At 41.2% G+C, this 12,233-nt stretch carries 10 protein-coding genes; all 10 read left to right on the top strand.

Translation table 11 applies throughout. The features are described 5' to 3' along the window. The first annotated feature begins 24 nt into the window (after nt 1-24). Complete coding sequence (locus AB5903_RS07380) at nt 25-1,455, top strand: hypothetical protein (protein WP_368117728.1); 1,431 nt, start codon at nt 25-27, stop codon at nt 1,453-1,455. 70 nt (nt 1,456-1,525) lie between these two features. Then, nucleotides 1,526-1,894, top strand: coding sequence for a hypothetical protein (locus tag AB5903_RS07375; protein WP_368117727.1), 369 nt, complete (start codon nt 1,526-1,528; stop codon nt 1,892-1,894). Between the two features lie 307 nt (nt 1,895-2,201). Next, a complete protein-coding gene (locus AB5903_RS07370) occupies nt 2,202-3,227 on the top strand; it encodes an RNA-directed DNA polymerase (protein WP_027200022.1) in 1,026 nt (341 codons plus the stop codon). Beyond that, on the top strand, nt 3,211-3,624 hold the full coding sequence (locus AB5903_RS07365; RefSeq protein ID WP_027200023.1) for a hypothetical protein: 414 nt from the start codon (nt 3,211-3,213) through the stop codon (nt 3,622-3,624). Before AB5903_RS07370 ends, AB5903_RS07365 begins: the two co-directional genes overlap by 17 nt. A 186-nt stretch (nt 3,625-3,810) precedes the next feature. Next, on the top strand, nt 3,811-7,473 hold the full coding sequence (locus AB5903_RS07360) for a hypothetical protein (protein ID WP_368117726.1): 3,663 nt from the start codon (nt 3,811-3,813) through the stop codon (nt 7,471-7,473). 81 nt (nt 7,474-7,554) lie between these two features. After that, nucleotides 7,555-8,157, top strand: coding sequence for a hypothetical protein (locus tag AB5903_RS07355; RefSeq protein ID WP_368117725.1), 603 nt, complete (start codon nt 7,555-7,557; stop codon nt 8,155-8,157). Nucleotides 8,158-8,165: 8 nt separating this feature from the next. Next, on the top strand, nt 8,166-8,753 hold the full coding sequence (locus AB5903_RS07350) for an N-acetylmuramoyl-L-alanine amidase (protein WP_217291349.1): 588 nt from the start codon (nt 8,166-8,168) through the stop codon (nt 8,751-8,753). Nucleotides 8,754-8,756: 3 nt separating this feature from the next. Next, nucleotides 8,757-9,248, top strand: a complete 492-nt coding sequence (locus tag AB5903_RS07345; RefSeq protein WP_217291350.1) for a hypothetical protein — start codon at nt 8,757-8,759, stop codon at nt 9,246-9,248. Nucleotides 9,249-9,546: 298 nt separating this feature from the next. Further along, nucleotides 9,547-10,617 (top strand): type I restriction endonuclease, encoded by a 1,071-nt coding sequence (locus tag AB5903_RS07340; protein WP_217291351.1) that lies wholly within the window; start codon nt 9,547-9,549, stop codon nt 10,615-10,617. Continuing rightward, entirely contained in the window at nt 10,614-10,946 is a 333-nt protein-coding gene (locus tag AB5903_RS07335) for a hypothetical protein (RefSeq protein WP_120177949.1), read from the top strand. Before AB5903_RS07340 ends, AB5903_RS07335 begins: the two co-directional genes overlap by 4 nt. The last annotated feature ends 1,287 nt before the right edge of the window (nt 10,947-12,233 follow it).

The following is a 12,233-nucleotide window of genomic DNA, read 5'->3' as shown; positions in this document are numbered from 1 at the left end:
TTCAACAAATAAAACTTTTAAATTATGGCACTATCAACAGATGAAGAAAACAAAGTAAGGGAAATCATTGAAGCGTTCACAAACGGAAAACGATTGAGTGACTTACCCAATGTTTCTGGGAATAACCCATTCAATCTTTTGTGTGAGGTCTTAGAAGACGGAGAAAGCAAAAAAGCAGCTCTCGCAACTATGTTGCCTTATATGGAAGAGCAGTGTATGTACGGCATTGAGCGAGACAAGACCGTTTCATCACGTTTAGTAACCCGAATTGGCAATACTGCTCTTCACAAGTCCCTTCCCGTACATAACCGTATGAGGGGCTGTCTTCTTGACGATGACGGCAACGTGGTTGAATATCTCAATCCACGTGATTGGACGGGGCATGTCAGAGACGGTTCACGGGGACAAGTCATGGTCGAGTTTGGGGACTTCTATTGCCGTTTTGAAACAAGCGCAAATATTGAGCGGGTCAAATTCTCTCTCTTTCCTCTTCCCGGCTATCGTTATGTTCCTTTGATGTACGTATCGGCATACGAAGCTACTGTTCAGAGAAGTACGAACAAGCTATCTTCTGTGGTCAATACAACGGCTGACTACCGAGGCGGTGCAAATCAGGCTGACTGGGACACACTCTCAAAAACGGTTCTCGGAAGACCAGCTACACAAATCAGCCGCACGAATTTCAGAACGTATGCCCGAAACAGAAAAGCGGGCAGCACTAAGTGGAACTGTATGACGTATGACGTTCAAAAGATGCTCTATTGGCTCTTTGTTGTTGAATACGCAACGCTCAACTCTCAGGAGGCTTTCAACACCCAATTGACGGCTGAGGGCTATCGTCAAGGCGGTCTCGGAGACGGGGTTACAACACTTGACAGCGGCAAATGGAACACGTTTAACGGTTATTATCCTTTTATCCCTTGTGGCTATACGGATGAACTCGGAAACGGAACAGGCGAAAAAGAATATACCATGCCCACTGAATATGACGCTTCTTCAAAGAAAGTCAAAGTGTGCCGTTATCGTGGTATCGAAAACCCGTTTGGGCATATTTGGCAGTGGCCTGATGGCATCAACGTACGCATTAATCCCGGCTCGAACGGCTTGTCAGAAGTCTTTGTTTGCTCTGACCCCTCAAAATTCAATGACAGTAACTATAACGGATATAGTCATGTTGGGAATGAAGCCCGTGCCGAGGGATATGTTAAAGAAATTATTTTTGGAGAAAGCGGCGAAATCATTCCTGCTCTCGTAGGCGGCGGTTCTACCACATATTTCTGTGACTATCACTATACAAACATCCCTGCTTCGGTGGCTCTCCGTGGTGTCCTGTTCGGCGGTAGCGCGAGTAGCAGTGCGTATGCGGGTCTCGCTTGTGCGTATTCGAATAACGCCCCCTCGAATGCGAGTGCGAATATCGGTTCTCGCCTTTGCTTTATACCCACGTCAGCGTAACACGCTTTGAGTGATAACCTTTTCCCTGCCTCTTTGTGGGGCAGGGTTCAAATAATAACAGTATAAAACGATGATTGAAGAAATGAACAACATACCAAAAGAAGATGACGGAAGCCTCGCTTTCCTGAATATCCCGAGAGATGAAAACAGCAGGAGTTTCAATTGTGATGAAACGACACAATCAAAACTCGTAAACACCACGTTTTGGGGGGTTGATTTCATTGAAGAAGTTCCGACAAGATTCAGCAAGGCTAAAGGAGTAAAAGGTCAGACGCTTGTAAAAATCAAGCCATCAAAAGACAGTTTGGAATCAGATGCCAAGAAATTTTTCACTGGTTCATCCGACATTCTTTATGTTTTGAAGAAAATCAAAGAAATGAATAAGTTTCCCCGAAAAGTTACTTTGAGGGGTAACGGTAACAGATATTATTTTGAATAAGAAAACAATGAAATAACAAAATAAAAAGGTGGGTCATTCTTGTGGTGTCCTGTTCAGCGGTAACGCGAATAACAGTGCGAATGCAGGTCTCGCTTATGCGAATTCGAATAACACCCCCTCGAATACGAATGCGAATATCGGTTCTCACCTATGCTTTAAAATTGGTTTTGACAATATGAAACAATATAAAAGAATGACAGCCTTGCCACTTGGCAAAAGATTTCAAGCAAACCTCCTAAAAGTGTTGGTAGGAACGCCTGTTGTATGGGCTACCGAAGACTCTGAATAAGAAAAGCAAAGCAAAAAGATGAAAAGAATAGGTAATTTATACAATAAAGTAATCTCCGTGGAAAATTTGCGTGAAGCTGACGAAAAAGCACGCAAAGGCAAAACAAACACATACGGAGTTAAAGTTCACGACAAAAATCGTGAAGCAAATATTCTTGCTCTTCATGAAGCATTGCTGACAAAGACGTTCAAAACCTCCCCTTATGATGTCTTCACGATTTTTGAACCCAAGGAGAGGCTTATTTTCCGTCTTCCGTACTATCCTGACAGAATAGTACATCATGCCGTCATGAATGTTCTTGAACCGATTTGGGTCAGGACTTTCACGCACAATACTTTTTCATGTGTCAAGGGACGTGGAATAGAGGGGTGTGCCCGGCATATAGATAAAATCATTGAGAAGTACAAAGGCAAGCCATTATACTGTCTTAAAATTGATATAACCAAATATTATCCCTCCATTAACCATGAAGTCTTAAAAAAAATTGTACGCCGGAAGATAAAAGACAAAGACCTACTGTGGCTTCTTGATGAAATTATTGACAGCGCAGAGGGGCTTCCTATCGGGAACTATCTTTCACAATATCTCGCCAACCTGTTCTTGTGCTATTTCATGCACCGTGTGAACGAAGTATTGAAACTTGACGCAGCCGAATACGCTGATGACATCACGTTTTTCTCTTCATCAAAAGAACAACTGCGGGAAGCGTTCAAAGAGATAAGAAAAATGATTGAAGATGAACTAAAACTGAAAATCAAAGGAAACTATCAGATATTCCCAATAGCAGCCAACCGTTATGACAAACACGGGCGTGCGCTTGATTATGTCGGTTACAAGTTCTACCGTAATCAAAAACTTATCAGAAAGAGTATAAAGAAGAATTTCTGCCATACCGTTTCACGGCTAAACCGACGTACCCCATTGCTTGACGCAAAGGCTTATAAACAAGCTGTTGCCCCGTGGCTCGGTTGGGCAAAACATAGTGATAGTAAACATTTATTAAAAACAATCATTAAACCGTGTTATTATGATAGCATTTTATGACAATCAGCCTGCCAAATTGGAGGCAGTCGGAAACGGAAGTTACGTTTACCGCTTCAACATTCAGAAAGTTGAAAAACCCGCCACCGTTGAACCAAGCGAACTCGCTTCTGACGATGAAGCCCCGGTTCAGGAACAATGGAAATGTGAAGAAGCTACCGTGTGGGCTCCGCTTTCTTCAAACAAGATAACTGAAACAGTTATCACGGAGAAGTGGGACAACAACCGGGAACAAAAACTTGTGAATGAGTTCAACGCAGCGAACCTCGGTATGATTGGAGGGGCGAAATCAAGCGAGGAAGCCAAGGCAAAGATTGAGGCATACAAAGCCTATCTATCCGAACGTGCTACCCTGAAAGCGCAAGTGGATGCAGACTGCCTTGAATACGGTATTCTGTAACTTGTAAAAACCGCTTCCCGTCACGTTATTCAAACATAAAATGTGACGGGAAGAATGGTTATTCTTGAAAAAGCCTTTTTTTAGCCCCGTAGAACGCTTAAAAGTGATTACAATATAATCATACCATTTTAAAAAGAAAGTTTAACCACGGGGAAATTCGGAAAAAATAACTCAAAGTTTAGTAGTATGATAATTTACAATAATGCAGGAAACAAGGTTCTTGAAATCGAGGTTGATGATAACAGTTATCGCAATAGGGCTGTCATGGGAGACCATAGTTTAACGTTGTACTATTCACTCCCCGAACACGTTGAAATCCCAGTAGGCTCTTACTGTGAGTTTCAAGGCGAAACGTTCACGCTCAAACGCCCGGAGAATTTCAAGATGAAACATAAAAGACTGTTTGAATACACGGTGCTTTTTGACCCGCCCGAAGCAAACGCAAAAGTTTGGAAATTCAGAAACCCGGTTGACGGACGTTTGAAATTTTCGTTGACTGCAAAGCCGCATGAACATCTTCAAATGTTTGTTGACAATATGAACCGCCGTGACAAAGGATGGACGGTTGGCGAATGTATTGACGGTGTTGAAACCCTGATTGCCTATGACCATGATTTTTGTATTGACGCTCTAACCCGCATGGCTTCAACGTTCAAGACAGAATACGAGTTTACGGGAAAACGTGTGTCATTACGTAAGATTGAATACAACAAAAGTAACCCCCTCCCGCTGTCTTATGGATGTGGCAACGGGTTCAAGCCGGGTGTCGGACGTTCAAATACGGGAGACAACCCGCCAACGGAAATTTTGTTCGTTCAAGGCGGTACGGACAATATAGACCCGTCAAAATACGGTTCTTCCGAGCTTCTTCTTCCCAAGAACCAAACACTCGCTTATGACGGCGAACATTTTGAAGATGAAGACGGCTTCATAGCCAAGAACGCCCGCCGTTATGTCGTTGATGAAGCAGGGCTTTCAATACGCCGTGATGACAAACAACTGTCATCACTCGCCGAAGATAGTCTTGACTGTTCTGAGATTTACCCGAAACGTGTCGGTACGGTCAACACGGTTGTAGTTGTTGATGAGAAAAACAACTTTTATGACATTGTTGACACGTCAATCCCATCTTCACTGAATTATGAAGAATGCTTGATAGAGGGGGAAACTATGACCGTTGTTTTTCAGACGGGTATGCTTGCCGGACGGGAGTTTGAGGTTAAATATTACCATAATGCCGTTAAAGGAAAGGCGGCACGTCGTTTTGAGATTGTTCCCGCAGACATAGACGGGCAAACTATGCCAAATACCACATTCGCCCCTAAATCGGGCGATAAGTATGCCGTATTCAAATGTATGCTTCCCACAGCTTACATTTGTGATAATGCCACGAAAACAGGCGCATCATGGGATATGTTCCGGGCGGCTGTAAAATGCTTGTTTGATAATGAAGACCTGAAATTCACATTCACGGGGGAACTTGACGGGATATGGTCGAAAAAAGATTGGGTAAACATCGGGGGGCGCATCAAACTCGGAGGATATATCCGTTTCTCTGACGAACAGTTTCAGAAAGATGGCGTTCTCGTGCGTATAACGGGTATAAAAGATTATATCAACAAACCACATAGCCCCGTGATTGAACTTTCAAACACAACGGTAAGCGGCAGTGTTTCATCAACATTGAATGACCTGAAAAGTGAGGAAGTCATCGTTGATGACCTACACCGTGACGCTATTCAATTCACAAAAAGACGGTTCAGGGACGCAAAGGAAACAATCAGCATGTTGGAAGAAGCATTGCTCGACAATTTCACGAACTCAATCAACCCGATTGCCGTTCAAACGATGTCAATGCTTGTAGGCGATGAAAGTCTTCAATTCCGTTTTGTGAACTCAAAGACAAACCCCGTCCCGGTTACGCACAGAATTGTCTATGACAATGAGACGAAACAACTGACAGCGGCAGCGGGTATCATACAACACATGACCCTCGGTATCAATACGGTCAGTGCATCGCACAAGGTTTCGGAATATAAATTTTGGGATATGACAGCCTACACAAGCGCAGTGCTTGATGACGGTAAGAAGAAGTATTATTTGTATGCAAAAGTCTCAAAGACGGCACAAACAGGTGTTTTCACCCTGTCTGAAAATGCAATCAAATTAGAGGGTGTTTCAGGCTTCTATCATCTTCTTGTCGGTGTCCTGAACTCTGAATACAATGAAGAACGAAGTTTTGTCACTCTGTACGGTTTTACAGAAATCCTTCCGGGACGTATCACGACAGACAAGATTGTTTCCACAGACGGGAACACTTATTTTGATTTATTGAAAGGTATCATATCCGGGCAAATAAAGTTCAAATCAGGTTCATCGGGCTTATATGAACTTGATGAATGGGAAGCCGTGAACGGTTTGATAACTCAGGCTCAGAACACCGCCAACGCCGCCGTTGAGAGCGCAAAGAACGCCAATACCGCCGTTGGAAATTTAAACGACTATGTGGACGGTGCGTTCGCTGACGGCATTATTACGGAAGCGGAAGCGAAAGCGATTGAGAAGTACATCAACACAGTGAACAACACGAAAGCCGCCGTGGAAGCTGCGTATAACAAACTGTACACAAACGCCTATCTTACGGGAACGGCAAAAACCGGGCTTCTGAATGCCAAGGTTACGCTTATGGGCAGTATTGAGAACCTTATCAGCGCAATCAATTCCGCTATCGCCGATGGTAAAACCACCGTAACCGAAAAGAACAATGTTGACAGTAAATACGCCACTTTCAACAGTGCGTATGCAGACTTTAACACAGCCGTAGAAGCCGCCAATAAAGCTATTCAAGACACGCTGAAAGGATATTCCGATTCAGTTCTTAACACCGCCAACGCCGCCGTTGAGAGCGCAAAGAACGCCATTGCACAGGATTTGGGTTACGCGAATTTCGCTGATTTGGCAGAGAAAGCCGCCGCGAATGAAACCATTATTGTAGGAGGCAAAATCAACACAACATTGATTAACGCAGAACTTATAGTTACGGCGGCTTTGCTTGCCAAATTGGTTAAAGTGACCGAACTTATTGCAGAAAATTTGACTGTTACCGGAAATTCAAAAATAGCCGGGTTCAGCGTCAGTGGAAACGGGCTTACCAACACCCCGTTTAACAATGATGCGTATGTGATATTCCGTAATGACGCACATAAATGTTTTGCGGGTATCGGAGGAAACGTACTGCCGACATCATCAGGGTTGAGAGCCGTAGCAAGATTTGAGAATGAAGACACGTCCGATTGGTGGGGTTTGGGACGGAATGTCGCAATGTTGCTTTCTGCCAAAAACGGAACGTATAACCATGCTTTTTTAGGCGATGGCAACGGTACTCTGAACGGATGGATAGAAGGCTACAAGTACAGCAAGTTTACGCTTTCTTCCGCTAATACAATTTATAACGGTTATTCCAATCTTAAAGACAATAACCGATGGGTAATTTATAGCAGCGTGGATAATTCAGGAATAACTCTGCCAAAACTCTCAGAGGTCAGAGATGCACTTGGGATAGGCACAAGCACAAAGTTTTGTGTGGAATTTACCGTTATCTCAGACCTTGATTCAAAAGATTTCGATATATACGGAAGAAATAGCAAGAAGAGTAGTGATGGAACTTACCCATGGAATACGTCTGAATACCCCAATTTGGTACATTGGAACAACGACCACTGGGACAGCGTGGCAATGGGAGCAGGTGACAGCCTTACGGTGTTGCTTATATATGATTCAAGTAAAGGTGGCAGCAAAGGCGGTTATCCCCTGACCTATACAGCGAGAATAATCAATAGACAGAATTAAAAGAGATTATAATTAAACAACTTTAAAAGTGATTATATTGCAATCAGTTTGTATATATTTGCAAATAAAAATCAAAGACTTATGGAATATTTACCAGCTATTATCAGCGCAATAGGCACAATCATCGCCGCATGGTTTGCTTATAATCAGTACACGAAAAACAAGCTCACGGACTTAAAAATTGAGAAGTTCAGACAGGATGAAGAAATCAAAAGCATTCGCCGAGCCGATAATTCTTCTATCGTTTACGGGGAATTATGGAACACTCTTCACGAACTTGACGCTGACAGAGTTTATATTGTTCAGCCCCACCCGTTGGGAAATGAAAGTCTGTTATCAATCTATTATGAAGTAAAGCGTAAAGGTGTTGAGCCAATGAAGCCACATGTACAAAATCTTCGTATCGCAGACGTGGCTAAATTCAGTTCTGATATGGTTAAAAACCTGTTTATGTATATCACGGATATAGACACACAGGTTCAAGACAAATACGCAAAATCAATTCTATCAAGTTACGGATGCGAGGCGGCTGTGGTAAAGCGTTTAAATGATAACAAGCATGATTGGGTCGGTTCAATTTTCTGTGAGTTTACACGCCCGATTCATGTATCAGAAGATGAAGCGAGAGAGATTATGTACCGATGTGCGATGAATATTCAATACCTATTACCAGAATATAAATAAGAACGAGTATGAAAATTCTAATTGACAACGGTCACGGGGTTGACACGGCGGGCAAGCGTTCCCCTGACGGCTCTTTGAGAGAGTACAAATACGCAAGAGAAATAGCCGAAAAAGTTGTATCAGAGTTGAAGAAACGAGGCTTTGACGCTGAACGTATCGTCACAGAAGAAAACGACATCAGCCTATCCGAACGGTGTCGGCGTGTAAATTCCATTTGTGACAGAGTAGGAACGAAGAACGTCATTCTCGTTTCTATTCATTGTAATGCAGCGGGAAACGGTTCTCAATGGATGAACGCACGTGGATGGGAAGCGTGGACTTCTGTCGGTCAGACAGCCGCCGATAAAATGGCAGACTGTCTGTATAAGGCGGCAGAGGAAACAGACTTCAAAATTAGAAAGGACACAACGGACGGAGACCCCGACAAGGAGGGGCATTTGTATATCTTGAAACACACGAAATGCCCCGCCGTTCTGACTGAGAACCTTTTTCAAGACAATAAAGAAGACGTGGCGTTTCTTCTGTCAGAAGCTGGAAAAGAAACGATTGTCTGTCTTCATGTCAAAGGTATTATCAACTACTTAAAGACAATCTGAAAAATGAAACATCTTCCCTTGCTCTTACTATTGACATTCATTATAGGCGGCTGTGCTTCAAGCCGCCGCCTTTCTGAAAGCGTTCATCAACAAGACAGCGTTGGTATTAGGGTTGAAACCCGTATTGAATACGTACCCGATACTGTCTTTATTGAAATACCGGCACAAACGTCAGAACGTGAAACAGCCGATAATACATCGCATCTTGAAAACGATTACGCAACGTCTGACGCACGGATAAACCCTGACGGAACTTTATACCATAATTTGAAGACTAAGCCGCAGAAAAAGCCAGTAGGGTTTGAAAAGCCCGTTGAACGCAAAGACAGCGTTATTTATAAGACAAAGACCGTAACAAAAACGAAAATCGAGAAAGTCCCCCGTGACCTTACTTGGTGGCAGAAAACACAGATTTACGGCTTTTGGGTCATTCTTTTCATTCTTGTGATTATTTACAGGAAAAAGATTTTATCCCTTGTAAAATGGCTTATCTGATTATCTTATAAAGAAATAAAATCGGAAATTATATCGGAATTTTGGCAATTATGATTATCTTTGAACCGACATTTGAAAAAGATAAATAGCGTTTGCTATTGCCGTTGAGGTCAGAAAATCGCCAATATTCAGAAATCTCAAAAGCAATGGTAGATGCCCACGTCATATACGTGGGCATTTCCTTGTGAGATTTCGGGCGTTTGGCGATGCCTCTGACCTACGAGGAATGCCCACGTTTTTTGTGTGTATCTGTGAACAACGGCAACCACTATAAGAAGAACCGTTAAATAACAGATATATGGATTTCAAAGATTCAATAAAACAAATCTCAGAACGAATCGAGACCCTCAAAGCCAATCTTCCGACAGAAGAAGCGACAAAGACGGCTTTGATTATGCCTTTTATAAACGCATTGGGGTATGATGTCTTCAACCCTTTGGAGGTGTTGCCTGAAATGTGTTGTGACATCGGCACAAAGAAAGGCGAAAAAATTGATTACGCCATAATGAAAGACGGCGAGCCGATTATACTTATTGAGTGTAAGCATTGGGAACAAGACCTAAACCTGCATGACAATCAACTGTTACGTTACTTCAATGTCTCAAAGGCAAAATTCGGCGTATTGACAAACGGCATAACATACAGGTTTTACACAGACCTTTCAGAACCAAACATTATGGATGAAAAGCCGTTCTTGGAAATCAATATGCTTGACCTGAAAGACACGCAAATCGAAGAATTGAAGAAATTCCATAAATCGTATTTTGATGTTGATATGATTCTGAGTTCAGCAAGCGAACTTAAATACATGGGGGAATTAAGAACCGTCATCGGGAAAGAGTTCACGAATCCGTCCACTGATTTTGTGCGTTTCTTCGGGAAACAAGTGTACGAGGGGGTATTTACACCGAAAGTGCTTGAACAGTTTACGACACTTGTAAAGCGGACAATTAACAACTATGTTAGCGATATAATATCAGACAGGCTGAAAGCCGCCATAAAAGATGAAGAACAGCCCACAGAACAAGGCACGCCAACGGTTCAACAACCGACAGAAGAACAGCCAGATAACGGGATTGTTACCACAGAGGAAGAACTGGAAGCATTCTATATCGTGAAATCACTTCTGAGAAACATTTTCCCGGCTGAACGGATAACTTATAAAGACACACGTTCTTATTTCGGTGTTTCCATAGACAATAATGTGCGAAAGACTGTCTGCCGCTTTTATTTTGACCCTCCTACAAGAAAAAGACTTGCTGTCATTGACGAAAACAAAAGTGAAAAGATGTACAAGTTAAATTCAATCAATGATATTTATAACTATGCCGATACTATGATTGAGGCGGCAAAAAAATATTCATTATGAGGATTATTATTTTATTAATCATATCTATGGGGCTGTTCCTTTCTTGTGGAAATGGCAAGAAACTACCCAATGTAGGAGATAAGGTTTATGTGGTTCAAGAATGTCTTTCTGCTGTCAGTGAAGATGATTTTGCAGAATTGAACAAGGTGTGCAATAGAAAAGACGAAAGCAGGTTGGAAGAAATGATATTATCAGAAAAGGTTTTTATACTAAATCCAACAAATGAGTGTAAATTGATTGAGGCTAAATTTGGCAAATATAAAATTCGAGTAAAAGTTGATTGGGATAAAGAAATAGACTTGTGGGTTGCTTCTGAATTTATCAAATAAATATACATGCACATGGGAATAACATCAAGAAGTCAGCTAACACCGAATGGCGTTTTCTGTGCCCCGATGATTCCGGCAATGATAATTTACACCGATAAAAGATTTGGGCGGCACATACAGAAAATTCGATGAAAATAACTTTCAGATAGCAAGGCAGGGTGTTCACGGTTACGGACACCCTGTTTTCGTGAAGTCATCTTCTTCCTTGCAGAGATAACGGGCGACTTTATGACACACATCATCGGGAATAAACTAACCTTGATTAATGATTTTGCGGAGAGCAACAAAATCCGTATCTTTGAGACCTGAGAACAACACAAAAAAGATGTGCTTTTACAAATTTGTTGCTAATTTGTTGCTCTCACTCACATCCACAACGGCAAAAATATTATAAACCAATAGATTACATCAAATAAAGAACATTTTGCATCGGCAAATGATAAATATTTAAACAGCTGATTACCAATAATTTAACAATATTTATAGAATTCCTTTAAATACTATGCTAAAAATGGATATAACACACTGATAATCTGTATTATAAAGCAGTACAATTCCCAACAGAAAATTTTATAAAAAACAATTTTGTCCCCCAGACACTCGAGGGACATTTTTTTGTCCCTTTTGTTCCTCGAAATTCCCAAGGGACAAAAGAGGCATTTTCAGGATGTAAAATACAGAACTTCTCATTCTAAAAACCATAGATATATTTAGCACATCGAAGAATGTATTTGTATTTCATATATCTTTTCTTGTAAAACTCTTATTCCTAGACAATATTTTTTAAATATATTCTCCAATATCCTTCTGATAACAAGGCGTGACTTTTCCACAAGAATACTTAGACATATCCTATTTTCTCTCCCATATATCTAAAACAAGTATTATAAACACATCACTTTATTCTAGAAATAATAACTGAAGGGCATATATATCATTCATATATACAAGATAATAAAATGGGGTATAAAATAAGACGACAATCATAATGAAATCAAAAATAAAATTCCTCAAATGATATTTTTGATTCGCATCATGTGATAAAATATTAAATAAACAAGTAACTTTACATTAAATCTAAGAGGAAACTCTATGCAAAACATTAATATAGAAAATCATGGATTTACAACGAATAATCTATTTGGTTAAAGAAACCAAAGAAATCATCACAAACCGGGAAATGGCAGCCCATGTAAAAGAAAAAGGAGTTGCCGATTATGTCACGCAAGTGGATGTAGCCGTACAGAACTTCCTAATTGTAGAATTATATAGACTATACCCGGAAAT

It is taken from the genome of Bacteroides sp. 2201st1_D9_2201SCRN_220225 (assembly GCF_040928965.1).
Taxonomy (GTDB): Bacteria; Bacteroidota; Bacteroidia; order Bacteroidales; family Bacteroidaceae; genus Bacteroides; species Bacteroides stercoris.
The sequence above is the reverse complement of the archived record's forward strand: the minus strand, read 5'-3'. Positions and strand labels throughout refer to the sequence as shown.

Bases quoted from the DNA above. Each gene is read 5' to 3' on its own strand.
- AB5903_RS07350 (WP_217291349.1), top strand. From the start codon at position 8,166: ATGAAAATTCTAATTGACAACGGTCACGGGGTTGACACGGCGGGCAAG.
- AB5903_RS07340 (WP_217291351.1), top strand. From the start codon at position 9,547: ATGGATTTCAAAGATTCAATAAAACAAATCTCAGAACGAATCGAGACC.
- AB5903_RS07380 (WP_368117728.1), top strand. From the start codon at position 25: ATGGCACTATCAACAGATGAAGAAAACAAAGTAAGGGAAATCATTGAA.
- AB5903_RS07365 (WP_027200023.1), top strand. From the start codon at position 3,211: ATGATAGCATTTTATGACAATCAGCCTGCCAAATTGGAGGCAGTCGGA.
- AB5903_RS07335 (WP_120177949.1), top strand. From the start codon at position 10,614: ATGAGGATTATTATTTTATTAATCATATCTATGGGGCTGTTCCTTTCT.
- AB5903_RS07355 (WP_368117725.1), top strand. From the start codon at position 7,555: ATGGAATATTTACCAGCTATTATCAGCGCAATAGGCACAATCATCGCC.
- AB5903_RS07360 (WP_368117726.1), top strand. From the start codon at position 3,811: ATGATAATTTACAATAATGCAGGAAACAAGGTTCTTGAAATCGAGGTT.
- AB5903_RS07345 (WP_217291350.1), top strand. From the start codon at position 8,757: ATGAAACATCTTCCCTTGCTCTTACTATTGACATTCATTATAGGCGGC.
- AB5903_RS07375 (WP_368117727.1), top strand. From the start codon at position 1,526: ATGATTGAAGAAATGAACAACATACCAAAAGAAGATGACGGAAGCCTC.
- AB5903_RS07370 (WP_027200022.1), top strand. From the start codon at position 2,202: ATGAAAAGAATAGGTAATTTATACAATAAAGTAATCTCCGTGGAAAAT.